A 17,543-nucleotide genomic window follows, 5' to 3' on the forward strand; every position below is an offset into this window, starting at 1 on the left:
GCGAATGCCACAATGACAATACTAACAGATCCGCCAAGGGGGCAGTTCAGACTGTCGATGCTCCTTAGCGATACGCGGTATCGGTCCTTGACCTTTCAGGGGATTGCCCTGCTTCTGCTGATCTTCGCGATCGCCTATCTTGCCAGCAACCTGATGACGAACCTTGCGCAAGCCGGGCTGAGCATCAGCTACAGTTTCCTGGCCAGCCCGTCGGGCTACGACATCAACCAGACACTGATCCCCTACAACAGCCAGTCGACGAACATGCGCGCGGCTCTGGTGGGCATCCTGAACACGCTTCTCGTGTCGGGGCTGGCCTGCGTGACCGCGACGATCTTCGGCGTCACGGCCGGTGTGCTGCGCCTGTCGAAGAACTGGCTCGTCCGCAAGATGATGGCCTTCTATGTCGAGATCTTCCGGAACATCCCGGTGCTGATCTGGATCATCATCATCTTCACCATCATGACCGCCGTCATGCCGGCGCCCAGCGCCTTCCGCGGGGACGATCCGGATTCGACGATGGTTCTGGGCGGCATCGCCTTCACCAACCGCGGCGTCTACGTTCCCGGCCCGCTGCTGGCCAACCCGATCTTTTCGGCCACCGTTCTGAACTGGGTGCTGGTGCTTCTTTTCCTTGTCGGATCGTGGTTCGGCGCCCGCGCGGTGCGCACTTGGGCCACCGCGAAACAGGAAGCGACCGGTCTGCGTCCGACCACTTGGTATTGGATCCTTGCGATCTGGATCGTACCCGTCGGCATCCTGCTGGCGATCATGGGCCTGCACTGGCAGATCCCGGAGCTGAAGGGCTTCAACTTTGCCGGCGGCATCAAGATCGGCGGCCCGCTGATCGCGCTGTGGTTCGCCCTGTCGATCTATACCGGCGCGTTCATCGCGGAAAACGTCCGCGCAGGCATTCAGGCGATCTCCAAAGGCCAGACCGAAGCGGCCTCGTCGCTGGGGCTGCGCCCGGGACGGGTCATGAACCTGGTCGTGCTGCCACAGGCACTGCGGGTCATCATCCCGCCACTGATCTCGCAATATCTCAACATCACCAAGAACAGCTCTCTCGCCATCGCGGTGGGCTATGCCGATGTCACGGCGACACTGGGCGGCATCACGCTGAATCAGACCGGCCGGGCCATCGAATGCGTGCTGCTCCTGATGCTGTTCTATCTCACCATCTCGCTGTCGATCTCGGCGGTGATGAACATCTACAACAATTCCGTCAAGCTGAAGGAGCGCTGAGACATGGCCGATACGCATGCACATAGCGTCGCCTTCGTGCGCAAGGACGTGATCCCGGAAAGCCCGCCGCCCGCGCGGCAGACCGGGGTGCCCAAATGGCTGCGGGAGAACCTGTTTTCCAGCTGGGCCAACACGGCGCTGACCATCGCGGCGGCCTGGGCGATCTACATGGTCCTGTCGTCGTTCCTGCCGTGGATCCTGAACGGGGTCTGGGACGCGTCCAGCCTGTCGCAATGCCGCGAGATCCTCGCCGGCAAGACCGGTGCCTGTTTCGCGGTCCTGACCGAACGCTGGCATCAACTTCTGTTCGGCTTCACCTATCCCAGCGAACTGTACTGGCGGCCGGTCCTGGCCTTCATCATCATGCTCGTCGCCTTCGCGCCGGTGCTGTTCTTCGACCTGCCGCGCCAGATGCTGGTCGTGACCGTGCTGTTCCCCTTCATCGCCTTCTACCTGATCTGGGGCGGCCCGCTGCTGACCCCGATCATCGCGTTCCTGGGGTGCGTTGCAGGCTACCTGGTGTTCAGCCACTACGGTAAGGCCAACTTTGCCACCGGGTTCTTCGGCGGGATCGCCGCGGCCTTTATCGTATGGTCTATCGGCGGCCTCCTGGTCGATCTGGTACGCCCGGAGGAGCCGTGGATGACCCCGGTGCCAAGCCGGGATCTGGGCGGCTTCATGCTGAACATGATGCTGGGCGTGACCTGCGTATCGCTGTCGGTGCCGCTGGGCATCGTGCTGGCGCTGGGGCGGCAATCGGACATGCCGCTGATCAAGGCGGTCTGCGTGATCTTCATCGAGTTCATTCGTGGCGTGCCGCTGATCACGCTGCTGTTCGTTGCCTCGGTGATGCTGGCTTATTTCTTCCCGCCTGAAAGCACCGTCGACCTGTTCCTGCGGGTGGTCATCATGATCACCATGTTCTCGTCGGCCTATATCGCCGAGGTGATCCGCGGGGGCCTCGCCGCCCTGCCCAAGGGCCAGTACGAGGCGGCCGACAGCCTTGGCCTGGATTACCCGCAGGCGATGCGGCTGATCATCCTGCCTCAGGCGCTGAAGATCTCGATCCCCGGCATCGTCAACGTGGCGGTGGGGCTGTTCAAGGATACGACGCTCGTCTCGGTCATTTCCATGTTCGACCTGATCGGCATGATCCGCGGCCCGATCCTTGCCTCGACGGAATGGAGCGGGGTCTACTGGGAACTGTTCGGCTTTGCCGCCCTGCTGTTCTTCGTCGTCTGCTACGGCATTTCTCAATATTCCCAGTGGTTGGAGCGTCGTCTCGCCACGGATCACCGGTAAGGATACGACCATGGCTGAAGCACAGAAGCTGGAGATCTCGGACGAGATCGCAATCGACATCCGGAACATGAACAAGTGGTTCGGCAGCTTCCACGTCCTGCGCGACATCGATCTGCAGGTTCGCCGCGGCGAACGGATCGTGATCGCTGGGCCGTCGGGGTCCGGCAAGTCGACCATGATCCGCTGCATCAACGCGCTGGAGGAACATCAGCAGGGCTCGATCGAGGTGGACGGGACGCTCTTGTCGTCGGATCTGAAGAACATCGACAAGATCCGATCAGAGGTCGGGATGGTGTTCCAGCACTTCAACCTGTTCCCGCACCTGACGATCCTTGAAAACTGCACGTTGGCGCCGATCTGGGTGCGCAAGATCCCGAAGAAGGATGCCGAAGCCACGGCGATGCATTTCCTTGAAAAGGTGAAGATCCCCGAGCAGGCCAACAAGTACCCGGGCCAGCTCTCGGGCGGTCAGCAGCAGCGGGTGGCGATCGCCCGGTCGCTTTGCATGCGGCCGCGGATCATGCTGTTCGACGAACCGACCTCGGCGCTCGATCCCGAGATGATCAAGGAGGTGCTCGACACCATGGTGTCGCTGGCCGAGGAAGGCATGACGATGCTTTGCGTCACGCACGAGATGGGCTTTGCCCGTCAGGTGGCGAACCGGGTGATCTTCATGGATGCGGGCCAGATCGTGGAACAGAACGAACCGGAAGAGTTCTTCAACAACCCGCAGAACGAACGGACCAAGTTGTTCCTGAGCCAGATCCTGGGGCACTGACGCGTCACGGTTGGGATCGCGCCCGTCGCGCGGCCCGCCCACCCACCCGGCGGATCCCCGCGGGATCCGCCACCGCGCCGCGGTGTGCGTGTCAGCCGTCGGTCAGTTCCCGGGGGATGACGAAGCCGGCCGCCGCGCCGGTGCCCGGTTCCAGCGCCGTCCAAACCTCTATGTCGAAACGCGCCACCAGTGTCGCACCGGTCGGGTAGTCTTCGAAACGGTCGTGTTGGGGCGGGTTTGCCACCAGCTGCTGTGCGAAATCGGCGATGCCGGGATTGTGGCCGATCAGCAGAACCGTTTGCCCGGTTGCATCTCGCAAAGCCGCCAGCATATCGGCCGGGTCCGCATGGTAGAGGTCGGGGCGCAGGCTCGGCTGCACACCGATGCCAAGCCCCTTGAACGTGTGCTGAGTACGGGTCGCCGTCGAACACAGTACCTGATCGGGCACGAAACCTTCCCGCGCGAGCCACGCCCCCAGAGCCACCGCGGACCTGCGGCCACGATTGTTCAGCGGTCGGTCATGATCGTCGAGCCCGGGGTCGCCCCAGCTCGATTTCGCGTGGCGCATCAGGATCAGGGTTCTGGTCATGTCGGGTGGAAGGCCTTCATGTGATATGCAGACTGGGCGTCACTTCGGTCGGCACCCTGGCTGACTGGACAGGAACGGCGCACGGTACAGCCGCGCGTCATGCAGGAGGCCTGCCCGGCTTCGGTCGCCAGATAATCGTGGCAGGCAGGGACGTCATAGGCATGGTCCGGGCCAAGCGCGCCCACTGGGCAGGCCGCAAGGCAGGGGCGGCGACAGTCATCGCAGGGCGACGCCGCAAGAGGCGTCGGGACATCCGCAAGCGGCCGGTCGAAGACCAGCGCACCTCGGTAGGAAATCATCAGGCCGACCGTGTCATGGACCAACATGCCGGTCGGGCTGCTCCACGCGCGGCCGGATCTCAGGGCCCAGTCGATGAAAGGCTCGTAAGGCGGGCCACCGAAGGGAAAGCGTGGCGCGGCGCCAAGCTCGCCCGCCAGGTTCGCGATCACGCGGAGCGACCAGCGGTCGACAGGATCGGGCGCGCCATCTGTCCCTTCCTCCGAGGACCGGAGCCCATCCCAGAACCCGGGGCCAGCACCCAGCAGCACGATGGGCTGCGGATCCGGCACGACGCCCATGACCAGAAGCCCCTCCGCCGAGGCGCGGTCCGAAACCTGGGTATAGGTGGGAACAGAAATTGCTGCGTCGCTCATGGCCGCACTCTATCCGGCTCTCCGGCCACAGCAAGGACCGCGGCGCCGACAGGCGGCGCATCGCGCCCGAAGTGTCCGGTCGGATCCTGCAGGGATCCGACCGGGTGAGGCGGGTGGGGACGCTGAGGGCGCGATCCTCTGACCGGAAAACGTCAGCCCAGGCGGATCAGGGTCCCGGCGCCGTGTTCGGTGAACAGTTCCAGCAGGCAGGCATGAGGGGCACGGCCGTCGAGGATCACCGCCGCACGGACACCCTGCCGCAGGGCATCGAGCGCCGTTTCGGTCTTGGGGATCATGCCCCCGGCAATGATGCCGTCGGCCGTCATCTTCTCGATATCGGCGGCGGTCATCTCGGTCAGCAGGGTGCCGCTGCCGTCCTTCACGCCCGACACGTCTGTCAGCAGCATCAGCCGATCCGCCTTCAGCGCGCCGGCGATCGCACCCGCGGCCGTGTCACCGTTGATATTGTAGGTCTGGCCTGCCTCGTCCGAGCCCAGGGGCGCGATCACCGGGATCAGCTCGGCCTCTCCCAGAGTGCGCAGAACGAACGGGTCGACCTTCGTCGGCGTGCCGACAAAGCCCAACCTGGTGTCTGTCGCTTCGCACCGGATCAGGTTCGCGTCCTTGCCCGACAGCCCCACGGCCCGACCGCCCTGACGGTTGATCGCTTGCACGATGCGCTTGTTCACAAGGCCCGACAGCACCATTTCGACCACGTCTATCGTGGCCGCATCGGTCACCCGCTTGCCGTTCACGAAATTCGACGCGATTCCCAGCTTGGTCAGCATCTCGGTGATCATCGGACCGCCGCCATGCACGATCACGGGGTTCAGGCCGACCTGCTGCATCAGCACCATGTCGCGGGCGAAATCGTCCATCGCGTCGTCGCTGCCCATGGCATGGCCGCCAAGCTTGATCACGACGGTCGCGTTGTCATAGCGCTGAAGGTAGGGAAGCGCGCGCGCCAGCGTGTTGGCAGTGGCAATCCAGTCGCGGTTCATGGCGGGTCCCTCTCGCATCGGTCCCGCAGGCCCTTACGGGCAAGCACGGACAACCGCAAGAGCGTCCGCTACCCGATGCCCGCAATGATCGCGCGCAATGTGGCGATCCCGTCGCCTTTTTCCGACGAGGTCAGGATGATCTCCGGATAGGCGGCCGGGTGCTTCGACAGCGCCTTGCGGACTTGGTCCAGAACCTTTTCGCGGTCGGACAGTTTCACCTTGTCCGCTTTCGTTAGCACCGCCTGGAAGGTCACGGCCGCCCGGTCCAGCAGTTCGAGGATTTCTTCATCGACCTTCTTCACGCCGTGCCGCGCATCGATCAGCACGAAGGCCCGGCGCAGGGACGTCCGCCCCGACAGGTAGGCCTTCAGCAGACGCTGCCATTTTTCGACCACGGCCACCGGCGCATTGGCAAAGCCATAGCCGGGCAGATCGACAAGGTAAAGATCGGGGCCTTGCAGGAAGAAGTTGATCTCCTGCGTCCGGCCCGGGGTGTTCGACGCCCGCGCCAGCCCCTTGGTGCCGGTCAGCGCGTTGATCAGGGACGACTTTCCCACGTTGGACCGCCCGGCGAAACAGACCTCGACCCGGTCGGCATCGGGCAGCCCGTCCATGGCGACGACGCCCTTGAGGAATTCGGATTCCCGGGCAAACAGCTTCCGGCCCGCCTCGCGCGTGGCGTCGTCGGGCTCCTCGGCCAGGGGGAAGGGGAGCGCGCTCATGCCGTGAGCCCGTGGTGACCCAAGGTCTTCAGCATGAACGCGGCCGTCATTTGCTTTCCGGCTTCTTGCGCTTGAAGCTTGACTTGATGTTGCCAAACACGTCGGGCTTGTACCCCTGACTGCGCATGATGATGTACTGCTGGGTGAAGGTGATCGTGTTGTTGGAAATCCAGTAGATCACCAGACCGCTGGCGAACGAGCCCAGCATGAACATGAAGACCCACGGCATCCAGGCGAAGATCATCTGCTGTGTCGGGTCGGCCGGGGCCGGGTTCAGCTTCTGCTGCAGCCACATCGAGATGCCAAGCAGGAGCGGCAGGATTCCGATAAAGATCGTCGCCATGATCGTGTCAGGGGCGGGGCCGGCAAAGGGCAGAAGCCCGAACAGGTTCATGATAGACGTCGGATCGGGCATCGACAGATCCTGGAACGGGCCGAACCACGGGGCCTGGCGGAGTTCCAGCGTGACGAAGATCACCTTGTAGAGCGAGAAGAAGATCGGGATCTGCAGAAGGATCGGCAGACAGCCCGCGGCGGGGTTCACCCGTTCCTTCTTGTAGAGTTCCATCATGCCCTGCTGCATCTTCTGGCGGTCGTCGCCGGCCTTTTCCTTCAGCGCTTCCATCTGCGGCTGAAGTTCCTTCATCTTTGCCATCGAGACGTAGGACTTGTAGGCCAGCGGGAACAGGATCGCCTTCAGCACCAGCGTCAGCGCGATGATCGACCAGCCCATGTTGCCGATGAAGATGTTCATCTGGTGCAGCAGCCAGAAGATCGGCTTGGTCAGGAAGAAGAACCAGCCCCAATCGATCGAGTCGATGAACTTGATCACGCCCTGTTGCTGGTATTCGCGGATCGTGGCCCATTCCTTGGCCCCGGCAAACAGACGTGACGACACGGTCACGCGCTCGCCCGCGCCGATGGTCTCGGTCGCCAGGCGGGTCTGGGTTTCGTAGACGTCGCGGTTTTCGTAGTACTTGGCGACCTGGGTGTAGGGCGTGCCGTCGTCGGGGATCAGCATCGTCATCCAGTAATGGTCGGTGAAGCCGGTCCAGCCCGCGTTTCCGACGCTGACGACTTCGGCCGGCGCGCCTTCGCGCGGGACGTTGTCCAGGTTGCGGAGCGCTTTGTACTTGAACTCCTCCAGAGTGCCGTCGTTCATCATCATCGCGCCTTCGAAGAGGATGAAGAAGTTCTTCAAATCCGCCGGTTCGCCATGGCGCGAAATGATGCCGTAGGGCTGCATCGTGACGCTGTCGGTGCCGGTGTTCTCGACGCTCTGGTCGATGGTGAACATGTAATTGTCATCGACCGAGATCTCGCGGCGGAAGATCAGGCCGTTGTCGTTGTCCCAGCGCAGGGTAACAGGGGTGTCGGGGGTCAGCGTTTCGCCGTCCTCGACGGTCCAGATCGTGTCCGCACCCGGCACGTCCTCGAAGCCCAGCCCGCCGCCGGGGGCCCAGCCATACAGGGCATAATAGGCATTCGGCGCGCCGGTGGGCTTCAGAAGATGGACGATGGGCGAATCCGGTGCCAGCGTTTCGCGGTAGTCTTTCAGCGAAAGCTCGTCGAACCGGCCGCCGGCCAGCGACAGCGTCCCGCTCAGCCGCGGGGTGTCGATCGGCACGCGGGCGGCGGTGGCCGTGCTGGCGTCGGCATCCGCGGCCGCGCCACCGGGCGTGTTCGCGGCGGGCAGGCCTTGCGTGGATTCCGCTGTCGGAACAGAACCTTGGGTGCCTACCTCTTCGGTCGCGGCGATCTCTTCCGGGGTGGGCCCTTCCGGTGGTGGAAAGAGCAGGAACCAGCCCAGGATCACGGCGAAGCTTAGCGCTGTGGCCAGAATGAGGTTCTTGTTCTGATCGTCCATGCGGAACACCACACCTGTCGGGCAATGAAAGTCAGCCCGCGTTCAACAGGGGAAGGGTGGCGAGGTCAAGCGGTTTCCCCCGTGATGTGCCGGGCCGGGCGAAGTCAGGCCTGCCCTGACGCGCCCTACTTCCGGTTCTGAAGGGCTTGAATGGCGTGCGGTATCGTCCGGTTCGAACGGCGTTTCGCGTCGAAATGCCCCTGGACGAGCCGTGCCCGGCGACCGGACGGGGATATCTTCAGCCCACGCCGCGCCCGATGGTCGGTGCATCCTGCAGCTTGGCATTGTGCCGCGCGACCCATGTCAGCGTTTCGCCGAAGGGCATGGGCCGACCGATGCCGTAGCCCTGAACGTGATGGCAACCCAGCTGCGCCAGCAACGCGTGTTCGCCCACCGTTTCCACCCCTTCGGCCAGGGTCTCCAGCTCCAGCCGTTCGGCCATGGTCAGGATCGCGGTGATCATGCGCTGCTGTTCGGGATCGCGGTCGGCCCGGGTAACGAAGCTCCGGTCGATCTTGATCCGCGAGACATCGAACCGCCGGATCGACGCGATCGACGAATGCCCGGTTCCGAAATCGTCAAGGTCGATCCGGCAGCCCATGGCCGCGAGACCCGAGATGTTGCGCGCGATGGTGTCGTCCGGGAGCTCCGAGACCACGGTTTCAAGGACTTCGACATAAAGCCTTTCGGGCGCGATGCCGAACCGGTCCAGCTCCCAGCGGACACGGTCCAGCAGGCCGGTGCTTCGCAACTCGTCGCCGGCAAAGTTCACGCCGACGCCCGGCACTTCCATACCGGCGCGGTCCCAGTCCGACAGGGCCGACAACGCCTGGAACAGCATTACCTGTCCCAGCCGTTCGGTCCGCCCGGCCGCGGACAGTGCCGGCAGGAACCGGGCAGGGGCCAGAACGCCCTGTTCGGGATGTTCCCATCGCGCAAGCGCCTCGAACCCGGTGACGCGGCCCGTTTCGGTCGAGATCTGGGGCTGGAACCACGCAAGGATCTGGCCGTTCTCCAGCGCGGTTTCGGCGTCCGCGCGCAGCGACGAGCGGGCCCGCGTGCGCCGGTGCAGTTCTTTCGTGTAGGCCCGGATCGACGATGGCCCGGCAAGCCTTGCCTCGGTCAGCGCGGCGTCGGCGGCGGAAAGCCATGCCGTGGCACCGGGCACTTTCCTGCCGCGGCCGGATAGCCGGGGCATCCGCGTGGCATGTGCGCGGCTTGCGGGATCATGTTCTGTCACCGCGAGCAGGGGACCGTCCGGCCCGGGAACCCGGCTGCGCAGGCAGAAACCGATGGCACAGGCCAGGTGGATCGTCGCCCCCTGGATGGAAAACCCGTCCTCGAGCGTGGTCTGAAGGCGGCCGGCGATCTGGATGCAGACCTCAAGATCCGAATCGCTGTTGGGGGCAAGGCAGATTCCGAACCGGTTTTCGCTCAGCCGGGCGGCGATATCGTCCTTTCGAAGCACGGCGCCGATCCGTTCGCCGATTTGCAACAGCAGTTCATCGGCGGCGTCGGGGCCATGATGTTCGGCAACCTCGGACAAGCCGGTGAAATCCAGCATGAAGCAGGCCGACCGAAGGTCGGAATTGGCGGTTTCCAGGTAGATGTCGGCGGTCACGTCCTCGAACCCGGTGCGCATCATCAGTCCGCTGGCGTCATCGCGCGCGGGCGGACGGCGCACCTCTGCCCCGAAGCCACCGGCGAACGCGATGCAAAGCGGCACGCCCAGCGCCGTGATCACCAGCGCGGCTTCCCCGCCCAGCCAGAAGGCGCCCAGAACCAGCGCCGGAAGAAAAGCCAGCCCGGCCGGCCCGACGAACCAGGACACGACCCTGACCAGCAGGTCGCCGATCTTGCGCGGCAGCCCGGGCCGGAACGCGCCTGGGCGGTGCCGGCCGGAAAAAGGCATATGCATGGGGTGGCCCTTCGCTTCGCCGACGTTCGGGCATCACGTTATCGTCAGGACCTGAGCGCTCCGTTAACGGAGACGCGGAATTTCCGAAGAATCTGCTTTCGCCGGGTCACCAGCGTCGCGGGTCAGCCCGGCGAAATCGAACAGGTTCGGGTCCAGCAGGTGCGATGGCCGTGCGTTCATCAGTGCCCGGAACATCACCTGCCGCCGCCCGGGGCTGCGTGCCTCCCAGCCGTCGAGGATCTGCTTCACCTGCTGGCGCTGCAGCCTGTCCTGCGAGCCGCACAGATCGCACGGAATGATCGGATAGTTCATGGCGCGGGCGAAGGCGTCGCAATCCTCCTCGGCCACGTGGGCCAGCGGGCGGTAGACGAACAGGTCGCCTTCATCGTTGACGAGCTTTGGCGGCATCGTTGCAAGACGCCCGCCGTGGAAGAGGTTCATGAAGAAGGTTTCAAGGATGTCGTCGCGGTGATGGCCAAGAACGACGGCGGAACAGCCTTCCTCGCGCGCGACGCGGTACAGGTTGCCCCGGCGCAGGCGCGAACACAGCGCGCAGAAGGTCCGGCCTTCGGGCACCTTTTCGGTGACGATGGAATAGGTGTCCTGGTATTCGATCCGGTGGGGGACGCCCATGTCCTCAAGGAATTTCGGCAGCACGGTGGCGGGAAAGCCCGGCTGCCCCTGATCGAGATTACAGGCCAGGATGTCGACAGGCAGCAGCCCGCGCCATTGCAGTTCGTGCAGGATCGCGAGCAGGGTGTAGCTGTCCTTGCCGCCCGACAGGCACACCAGCCAGCGCGCGCCGCGTTCGATCATGCCGTATTGATCCACGGCTTCGCGCACGTGGCGTACAAGCCGCTTGCGCAGCTTGCGGAACTGCGTCGACTTTGGCGCGCCGTGAAACAGCGGATGGATATCGGTGTCGTCGTCGAGCATGGGCCTGCGGTACCTTGTTGGCCCGCTCTACCGCATGCGGGGAGCCTCGGGAAGGGGGCTCTGCCCCCGTCGCGCGCTGCGCGACTCCCCCGGAGTACCTGGAAAAGAGAAGAAAGGACTTTTCCCGGGATCGGCGCCTGTCTTCTTTGGTCTTCAAATACCTCAGGGGTGTGGGGACAGCTTTCCCACTCTGACAGGACGGGCAGGCGCCGCCCGTCAGTATCGTCCCTTGGCCGGGCCACGGGCAGGGCGGCGGGTGCGGATGCGTTCGCGCAGGAAGACGACAAGACCCGAGCCCGCGATCAGCGCCATGCCGAGCCAGACCTCGATCACCGGGAGGTCGCCCCAGATGTACCAGCCCCAGAACACGGCGAGGGGGAGGGCGGCGTATTCGAAGGGCGCGACGGTCGCCGCGTCGGACAGGCGGTAGGCCTGGCTGAGCGCATAGCCGATGATGGCGGAACAGAAGCCAAGGCCCAGGAGCGTCAGCCAGTCGTGAGACGGCGGCCAGACCCAGGCGCGCAGCAGGAATTGAAGGCTGGCGCCCGAGTTTTCGTCAACGAAACGCCCGTCGCCGGCGACCAGCCCGAACCCCAGCGAGACCACGATGAAGATCGCCTGAATATAGACCGCCATGGCGGACGCCTTGCTTTCGGCGCCGATCTTGCGGGTGATGATCTGCATCAGCGCGTAGGCAAAGGCCGCGAAGACGGGGAGCAACATGACAAGGCGGCTGGCGCCCAGCACTTCGCTGCTGGCCCAGGGGCGCTGCATCAGGATCACCCCGGCGAGGCCCACAAGCACGGCGCCGATCCGCCACGGCCCCACGGTTTCGCCCAGAACCGGGATCGACAGGAGCGTGATCAGAAGCGGCGCGACGAAGAACAGCGCCGTCGCATCGGCCAGCGGCAGGACGGCGAGCGCGAGGAAATAGGTCATGTTGGCGGACACGATCAGGGCGCCGCGCAGCAGGTGCAGCCATGGCCTTCGCGTGCGCAGGACCGACCAGCCGCCTTCGGCCTGCACGATAGCCAGGCTGAAGCAGACCCCGATCAGCGACCGGATCAGGACCAGCTGATGCAAGGGGTAATCGCCGGACAGTGCCTTCATCAGCATGTCGTTGATGGAAATCATCACCGTCCCGCCAAGAAGGAACGCGACCCCGGCCATGCCGGCTGAAATGGGTGTGGCGGAAGTGTTGGTCATCCGTGGCTCCGGGCGGGGTACCTCCGGGCTAGTCAATTGTGCCCGACCGCACAATGGGGCCGTCGCGTCTGCAGAACGTTCGCGGGCGGATCGCTCTTGGCCCGCGGTCTGCCGTAAGCTAGAAAGCGCGGCAACGCCCAGCACACCGAAGGAGGCCGGCCCATGCAGATGAGCGATCAGCGCGAGATCAAGGCAGATCCGGCCACCGTCTATGCGGCCCTGCTGGACCCGGAGGTCCTGAAGGCCTGTGTGCCCGGTACGCAGGAACTGACCGGCTCGCCCGAGGAAGGGTACGAGGCGGTCGTCGTCCAGAAGGTCGGCCCCGTGAAAGCGACGTTCAAGGGACAGGTCACCATGACCGACATGGTTCCGAACGAGAAGCTGACCATCAGTGGCGAAGGCAAGGGCGGCGCCGCCGGGTTCGCCAAGGGCGGCGCGGTTGTCACGCTGGAACCGACCGAGGCGGGCACGCTTCTGTCCTATGACGTTGAAGCCAAGGTCGGCGGCAAGCTGGCGCAGCTGGGCGGCCGTCTGATCGACGGCTTTGCCAAGAAGATGGCCGACAACTTCTTCCAGGCGCTGCAGGACAAGCTGGAAGGCCCGGCCGACACGGCCGAGTAGCGGCCGTCGCGCCGCGACAGACACAGAAACCACGTTTGGCGCTTCGGCGCCCACGCAGAACGCAACACTGCGAACAGGCTGATAATGTCTCCAATTCTGACCGTGCGCGATGTGCGCAAGACCTATGACGGCGGCTTCGAGGCGCTGAAGGGGATCGACCTCGAGATCGAGGAGGGCGAGATCCTGGCCCTTCTGGGCCCAAACGGTGCCGGCAAGACGACGCTGATTTCCACCATCTGCGGCATCACCGTACCGACCTCGGGCTCGATCACCGTGGGCGGCTACGACATCCGCACCGATTTCCGGCAGACGCGGTCGCTGATCGGGCTTGTCCCGCAGGAAATCGCGCTGGAGCATTTCGAAACGGTTTTCCGCACGGTCTCCTTCTCGCGTGGGTTGTTCGGAAAACCCCGCAACGATGCCTATATCGAGGACGTGCTGAAGAAGCTTTCGCTCTGGGACAAGAAGGACGCCCAGATGAAGGAGCTTTCGGGCGGCATGAAGCGGCGCGTGCTGATCGCCAAGGCCTTGAGCCACGAACCCAAGGTGCTGTTCCTGGACGAACCCACCGCGGGCGTCGACGTGGCGCTGCGCAAGGACATGTGGCAGGTGGTCGACGAGTTGCGCGCCAGCGGCGTGACGATCATCCTGACAACCCACTACATCGAAGAGGCAGAGGCCATCGCCGACCGGATCGGCGTAATCAATGGCGGGCAGATCCTGCTGGTCGAAGACAAGGCCGCCCTGATGGCGCGGATGGGCAAGAAGCAGCTCGACGTGATCCTGACCGACCCGATTGCCGCCATGCCCGACAGCTTGAAGCGCGACGGGCTGGAGCTGGGCGCCGATGGCGACCGGCTGATCTATACCTACGATACGCGGGCCGAGCGCACCGGGATAACCCGGCTTTTGCAGGATGTTGCGGATGCCGGGCTGGTGCTGCGCGACGTGCAGACACGGCAATCGAGCCTCGAGGACATTTTCGTTGGCCTTGTCCACCAGGACAGCGCGGGAGACACGCCATGAACTGGAGAGCCATCGCCGCGATCTTCAAGTACGAGATGAACCGTTTCGTGCGCACGTGGAAACAGAGCCTCGTGTCGCCGGTCATCTCGACCTCGCTTTATTTCGTCGTCTTCGGATCGGCCATCGGATCGCGCATCGACCAGGTCGAAGGTGTCAGCTATGGCGCGTTCATCGTGCCCGGTCTGATCATGCTGACGGTGATCATCCAGTCGATCATGAACGCCTCCTTCGGGATCCACTTCCCGAAATTCATGGGCACCATCTTCGAACTGCTGTCGGCCCCCGTCAGCTATGTCGAGATCGTGCTGGGCTATGTGGGTGCCGCGGCGATGAAATCGCTGCTGATCGGGCTGGTGATCCTTGGCACGTCGTACTTCTTCGTCGATCTGACCATCGCGCACCCGCTGGCGATGATCGCCTTCCTGCTGCTGACCTGCATCAGCTTCTCGCTGTTCGGGTTCATCGTGGGGATCTGGGCCAAGAACTTCGAACAGATGCAGATCATCCCGATGATGGTGGTCACGCCGCTGATCTTCCTTGGCGGGTCGTTCTATTCCATCTCGATGCTGCCGCCCTTCTGGCAGACGGTGACGCTGTTCAACCCGGTGGTCTACCTTGTGTCGGGCTTCCGCTGGGCGTTCTACGACACCGCGGATGTCCCCATAGGGTTGAGCCTGATCGCGATCTGCATCTTTACCGGGATCTGCCTGTTCATCGTGTCGTGGATCTTCCGGACGGGTTGGCGAATCCGCGATTGACGCTACGCCACAGGCGGATCGCGGCGTCATTCGGGCGCGCCGCCCATAATGTCTTCGGGTCGCATCTTGTGCCGTGCCGGGTGGCCATCTACATGAGTCTGCATGGGGATACGCATACCATTCATTGACCGGTCGCCGGTCGTATCCGTTGTCCGTCTTGCCGGCACGATCGGGTCATCGGGGCGAGGTGCGATCAACGACAGGTCGATTGCCCCGCTTCTGGAAAAAGCATTCAAGCGCGGCAAGCCGAAGGCCGTCGTGCTGGAAATCAATTCCCCCGGCGGATCGGCGGTCCAGTCATCGCTGATCGCAGCACGGGTGCGGGCGCTGTCGGCCGAACACAACGTGCCCGTGCTCGCCTTTGTCGAAGACGTCGCCGCTTCGGGCGGGTACTGGCTGGCCACTGCGGCCGATGAAATCTACGCCGACGAGAATTCGATGTTGGGCTCCATCGGGGTGATCGCCGCCTCCTTCGGCGCACATATCTTCCTGGCCCGGCAAGGCGTCGAACGGCGCGTTCACACGGCCGGCCAAAGCAAGAGCTTCCTCGATCCGTTCGTGCCGGAAGACGAAAAGGATGTCGCCCGGCTGAAGGATCTGCTCGACACGATCCACGACAATTTCAAGGCCCATGTGTCGGACCGGCGCGGTTCGAAACTGTCCAGCGAACAGGACCTGTTCACGGGCGAGGTCTGGCTGGCGCGCCGCGCGGTGGAACTGGGGCTGATCGACGGGATCGGTCACTTGCGATCCACTGTGCGCGAACGGTTCGGCAAGGACGTGAAGATCCGCCGGTTCGAAATGCGCCGGCCGTTCTGGACGCGCTTCGGCACGTCGCTGGCGCAAGACGCCATCGCGGGCATCGAGGAGCGCGCGGCCTATGCGCGTTTTGGTCTCTGACGTGATCGTAAAGGCCGTTTCCCTGTTTCTGATCGCGATGGTTGTGCTGGCCATGTTCGGACGCCTGCGCGTTCCCGGATCGAAGAAGATCGGCGCCGCCTTGAAATGCCCGTCGTGCGGCAGCTACCGCATTGGCCGGGGGCCGTGCACCTGTGGCGGCGGGGGAGATCGCAAATGATGCCATGGATCTTGGCGGGCGTGGGGCTTGTTGTCCTGCTGCTGGCCGGCGACATCCTTGTGCGCGGCGCGGTCAACCTGAGCCTGCGGCTTGGCGTGCCCGCCCTGATCGTGAGCCTGACCATCGTGGCCTTCGGGACCTCGGCGCCCGAGCTTCTGATCTCGATCGACGCGGTGCTGGACGATGCCGACGGGATCGCCATCGGCAATGTCGTGGGATCCAACATCGCAAACGTGCTGATGGTTCTGGGCATTCCGGCCATCATCCGCCCCCTGCACACGTCCGAATGTGAAACCCGGCGCAATTTCGTCACCATGTTGCTGGCTACGGGGCTGTTCATCGGGCTGTCGATGACGGGCGTACTGACCTGGATTTCCGGGCTTATCCTGCTGGCCGGTCTTGCAATCATGCTGGCCGATGCCTTCCGGACCGCGCTGGCCCACAAGCGCGCGGGCGAGGTTGTACCCGAAATCGAAGATGCGATGGAAGAGGCCGACCCGGACATGCCGGGCTGGCGCATCGGCCTTTACCTTGTCATCGGTCTGATCGGTCTGCCCTGTGGCGCGGGCCTGCTGGTCGAAAACGCGTCGATCATCGCGCGAACCTATGGCGTATCCGAAGCCGCGATCGGGTTGACGCTGGTGGCCATCGGTACCTCGCTGCCCGAACTTGCGACTACGGTCATGGCCACGATCCGTCGGCAGGCCGACGTGGCGCTGGGCAACGTCATCGGGTCGAACATGTTCAACCTGCTGGCCATCGGCGGCATCGCGTCCCTGTTCGGGGATATCGATGTCGATGCCGAGTTCCTGCACTATGACCTGTGGGTCATGCTGGCCGCATCGCTGGTGCTGGTGCCCTTCGTCTTCTTGGGCCGCGACATTACCCGGTTCTGGGGGATTGTGCTGGCAACGCTATATGCGGTCTACCTCGTCACGGTCCTGATCTGACGGGACCCGGCCACAGGAATCACGGAATGAGCCCACCGGACCCCTTGCACCCCCGTGCGCTGGTCACCGGCGCAGGCCTGCGCCTTGGCCGCGAGATGGCGCTGTACCTTGCAAGCCGCGGCTTCGACGTGGCGGTCCACTATCGTTCCTCTGCCGACGCCGCCGAAGAGGTCGCGGCCGAGATCCGGGCGATGGGCCGCCAGGCCGTGACGCTTCAGGCCGACCTCATGGTAGAGGACGAGGCACAGGCCCTCCTGCCCGCTGCGGCCCGGGCCTTGGGCGGCCCGGTGACCTGCCTAGTCAACAACGCCTCGACCTTCGAGCATGACGACTTTGACACCGCCACGCGGGAAAGCTGGGACAGGCACCTTGAAAGCAACCTGCGCGCTCCCTTTGTTCTGATGCAGGCGATGGCGTCGCAGGATCTGTCGCCCGACCGTGACGCGAACGGCGAAGCGCGGGCCACCGGCCTTGTCGTGAACATGATCGACCAGCGGGTGTTGAAGCCGACCCCGCATTTCATGAGCTATACGGTCTCGAAAATGGCGCTGTGGGCGCTGACGCGAACGGCGGCGCAGGCGCTGGCGCCACGGATCCGCGTGAACGCGATCGGGCCGGGGCCGACCTTGCAGGGCGCGCACCAGGACGGCGACATCTTTGCCCGGCAACGCAAGGCCACCATCCTTGAACGCGGCGCCGATGGAGCCGACATCACGGCGGCGCTGGGTTACTTTCTGGAGGCGCCCGCGGTCACCGGGCAGTTGATTTGCCCCGATGGGGGGCAGCATCTGGCATGGGAAACGCCAGACATATTCGGAACGGAATGAGCGGATGTTATGAATAGATGTCCACCGGGTTCATGATTGTTACTTTTCCGTTACGAAAAGCGCTTT

18 protein-coding genes are annotated in these 17,543 nt (G+C 64.1%); 10 read left to right on the plus strand and 8 right to left on the minus strand.

Features of this window, described 5'->3' with window-relative positions; genetic code table 11:
• Positions 1 to 12: 12 nt before the first annotated feature.
• Genes D4754_RS19965 through D4754_RS19975 form a run of 3 tightly spaced genes read left to right on the plus strand, consistent with a single transcriptional unit; the run spans position 13 to position 3,325 of the window.
• On the plus strand, positions 13 to 1,245 hold the full coding sequence (locus D4754_RS19965) for an amino acid ABC transporter permease (RefSeq protein ID WP_121067123.1): 1,233 nt from the start codon (positions 13 to 15) through the stop codon (positions 1,243 to 1,245).
• 3 nt (positions 1,246 to 1,248) lie between these two features.
• On the plus strand, positions 1,249 to 2,547 hold the full coding sequence (locus tag D4754_RS19970) for an amino acid ABC transporter permease (RefSeq protein ID WP_121067126.1): 1,299 nt from the start codon (positions 1,249 to 1,251) through the stop codon (positions 2,545 to 2,547).
• Between the two features lie 10 nt (positions 2,548 to 2,557).
• The gene (locus D4754_RS19975) at positions 2,558 to 3,325 is read left to right on the plus strand and encodes an amino acid ABC transporter ATP-binding protein (RefSeq protein WP_121067130.1); all 768 of its coding nucleotides are present in this window, start codon (positions 2,558 to 2,560) and stop codon (positions 3,323 to 3,325) included.
• 91 nt (positions 3,326 to 3,416) lie between these two features.
• Here D4754_RS19975 and D4754_RS19980 read toward each other — a convergent pair whose 3' ends face one another.
• From D4754_RS19980 to D4754_RS20015, 8 genes are all read right to left on the minus strand, one after another.
• Entirely contained in the window at positions 3,417 to 3,914 is a 498-nt protein-coding gene (locus D4754_RS19980; protein WP_163025997.1) for a SixA phosphatase family protein, read from the minus strand.
• Positions 3,911 to 4,567: a ferredoxin gene (locus tag D4754_RS19985; protein WP_121067133.1), complete on the minus strand. Its 657-nt coding sequence runs from the start codon at positions 4,565 to 4,567 to the stop codon at positions 3,911 to 3,913. The genes D4754_RS19980 and D4754_RS19985 overlap by 4 nt, the downstream gene beginning before the upstream one ends.
• Before the next feature lie 152 nt (positions 4,568 to 4,719).
• A complete protein-coding gene (gene argB, locus D4754_RS19990; RefSeq protein WP_121067136.1) occupies positions 4,720 to 5,568 on the minus strand; it encodes an acetylglutamate kinase in 849 nt (282 codons plus the stop codon).
• A gap of 68 nt (positions 5,569 to 5,636) precedes the next feature.
• Entirely contained in the window at positions 5,637 to 6,290 is a 654-nt protein-coding gene (gene yihA / locus D4754_RS19995; RefSeq protein WP_121067139.1) for a ribosome biogenesis GTP-binding protein YihA/YsxC, read from the minus strand.
• Positions 6,291 to 6,336: 46 nt separating this feature from the next.
• Positions 6,337 to 8,157, minus strand: coding sequence for a membrane protein insertase YidC (gene yidC, locus D4754_RS20000; RefSeq protein WP_121067142.1), 1,821 nt, complete (start codon positions 8,155 to 8,157; stop codon positions 6,337 to 6,339).
• Positions 8,158 to 8,395: 238 nt separating this feature from the next.
• Positions 8,396 to 10,075 carry a putative bifunctional diguanylate cyclase/phosphodiesterase gene (locus D4754_RS20005; protein ID WP_240453953.1) on the minus strand — a complete coding sequence of 560 codons (1,680 nt, stop codon included), beginning with the start codon at positions 10,073 to 10,075 and terminating at the stop codon, positions 8,396 to 8,398.
• A gap of 63 nt (positions 10,076 to 10,138) precedes the next feature.
• Complete coding sequence (gene ttcA / locus D4754_RS20010) at positions 10,139 to 11,011, minus strand: tRNA 2-thiocytidine(32) synthetase TtcA (protein ID WP_121067145.1); 873 nt, start codon at positions 11,009 to 11,011, stop codon at positions 10,139 to 10,141.
• A gap of 216 nt (positions 11,012 to 11,227) precedes the next feature.
• A complete protein-coding gene (locus D4754_RS20015) occupies positions 11,228 to 12,217 on the minus strand; it encodes a DMT family transporter (protein ID WP_121067148.1) in 990 nt (329 codons plus the stop codon).
• Positions 12,218 to 12,379: 162 nt separating this feature from the next.
• On the opposite strand from D4754_RS20015, the gene D4754_RS20020 reads away from it, so the two are divergent.
• From D4754_RS20020 to D4754_RS20050, 7 genes are all read left to right on the plus strand, one after another.
• Positions 12,380 to 12,838: an SRPBCC family protein gene (locus tag D4754_RS20020; RefSeq protein WP_121067151.1), complete on the plus strand. Its 459-nt coding sequence runs from the start codon at positions 12,380 to 12,382 to the stop codon at positions 12,836 to 12,838.
• 84 nt (positions 12,839 to 12,922) lie between these two features.
• Positions 12,923 to 13,864: an ABC transporter ATP-binding protein gene (locus D4754_RS20025; RefSeq protein WP_121067154.1), complete on the plus strand. Its 942-nt coding sequence runs from the start codon at positions 12,923 to 12,925 to the stop codon at positions 13,862 to 13,864.
• Positions 13,861 to 14,622, plus strand: coding sequence for an ABC transporter permease (locus D4754_RS20030; RefSeq protein WP_121067158.1), 762 nt, complete (start codon positions 13,861 to 13,863; stop codon positions 14,620 to 14,622). The genes D4754_RS20025 and D4754_RS20030 overlap by 4 nt, the downstream gene beginning before the upstream one ends.
• 102 nt (positions 14,623 to 14,724) lie before the next feature.
• Entirely contained in the window at positions 14,725 to 15,522 is a 798-nt protein-coding gene (locus D4754_RS20035) for a S49 family peptidase (protein ID WP_121067161.1), read from the plus strand.
• Positions 15,503 to 15,700: a hypothetical protein gene (locus tag D4754_RS20040; RefSeq protein ID WP_121067164.1), complete on the plus strand. Its 198-nt coding sequence runs from the start codon at positions 15,503 to 15,505 to the stop codon at positions 15,698 to 15,700. Before D4754_RS20035 ends, D4754_RS20040 begins: the two co-directional genes overlap by 20 nt.
• A complete protein-coding gene (locus D4754_RS20045; RefSeq protein ID WP_121067167.1) occupies positions 15,697 to 16,650 on the plus strand; it encodes a calcium/sodium antiporter in 954 nt (317 codons plus the stop codon). Before D4754_RS20040 ends, D4754_RS20045 begins: the two co-directional genes overlap by 4 nt.
• Positions 16,651 to 16,676: 26 nt before the next feature.
• Positions 16,677 to 17,477, plus strand: coding sequence for an SDR family oxidoreductase (locus D4754_RS20050; protein WP_121067171.1), 801 nt, complete (start codon positions 16,677 to 16,679; stop codon positions 17,475 to 17,477).
• Positions 17,478 to 17,543 lie beyond the last annotated feature (66 nt).

It is taken from the genome of Chachezhania antarctica, from assembly GCF_003646465.1.
Lineage (GTDB): Bacteria > Pseudomonadota > Alphaproteobacteria > Rhodobacterales > Rhodobacteraceae > Chachezhania > Chachezhania antarctica.

Bases quoted from the DNA above. Each gene is read 5' to 3' on its own strand.
- D4754_RS20040 (WP_121067164.1), top strand. From the start codon at position 15,503: ATGCGCGTTTTGGTCTCTGACGTGATCGTAAAGGCCGTTTCCCTGTTT.
- yihA (WP_121067139.1), bottom strand. From the start codon at position 6,290: ATGAGCGCGCTCCCCTTCCCCCTGGCCGAGGAGCCCGACGACGCCACG.
- D4754_RS20005 (WP_240453953.1), bottom strand. From the start codon at position 10,075: ATGCATATGCCTTTTTCCGGCCGGCACCGCCCAGGCGCGTTCCGGCCC.
- D4754_RS19970 (WP_121067126.1), top strand. From the start codon at position 1,249: ATGGCCGATACGCATGCACATAGCGTCGCCTTCGTGCGCAAGGACGTG.
- D4754_RS19980 (WP_163025997.1), bottom strand. From the start codon at position 3,914: ATGACCAGAACCCTGATCCTGATGCGCCACGCGAAATCGAGCTGGGGC.
- D4754_RS19975 (WP_121067130.1), top strand. From the start codon at position 2,558: ATGGCTGAAGCACAGAAGCTGGAGATCTCGGACGAGATCGCAATCGAC.
- D4754_RS19985 (WP_121067133.1), bottom strand. From the start codon at position 4,567: ATGAGCGACGCAGCAATTTCTGTTCCCACCTATACCCAGGTTTCGGAC.
- D4754_RS20030 (WP_121067158.1), top strand. From the start codon at position 13,861: ATGAACTGGAGAGCCATCGCCGCGATCTTCAAGTACGAGATGAACCGT.
- D4754_RS20035 (WP_121067161.1), top strand. From the start codon at position 14,725: ATGGGGATACGCATACCATTCATTGACCGGTCGCCGGTCGTATCCGTT.
- D4754_RS20050 (WP_121067171.1), top strand. From the start codon at position 16,677: ATGAGCCCACCGGACCCCTTGCACCCCCGTGCGCTGGTCACCGGCGCA.
- argB (WP_121067136.1), bottom strand. From the start codon at position 5,568: ATGAACCGCGACTGGATTGCCACTGCCAACACGCTGGCGCGCGCGCTT.
- D4754_RS20045 (WP_121067167.1), top strand. From the start codon at position 15,697: ATGATGCCATGGATCTTGGCGGGCGTGGGGCTTGTTGTCCTGCTGCTG.
- D4754_RS19965 (WP_121067123.1), top strand. From the start codon at position 13: ATGACAATACTAACAGATCCGCCAAGGGGGCAGTTCAGACTGTCGATG.
- D4754_RS20025 (WP_121067154.1), top strand. From the start codon at position 12,923: ATGTCTCCAATTCTGACCGTGCGCGATGTGCGCAAGACCTATGACGGC.
- D4754_RS20015 (WP_121067148.1), bottom strand. From the start codon at position 12,217: ATGACCAACACTTCCGCCACACCCATTTCAGCCGGCATGGCCGGGGTC.
- yidC (WP_121067142.1), bottom strand. From the start codon at position 8,157: ATGGACGATCAGAACAAGAACCTCATTCTGGCCACAGCGCTAAGCTTC.
- D4754_RS20020 (WP_121067151.1), top strand. From the start codon at position 12,380: ATGCAGATGAGCGATCAGCGCGAGATCAAGGCAGATCCGGCCACCGTC.
- ttcA (WP_121067145.1), bottom strand. From the start codon at position 11,011: ATGCTCGACGACGACACCGATATCCATCCGCTGTTTCACGGCGCGCCA.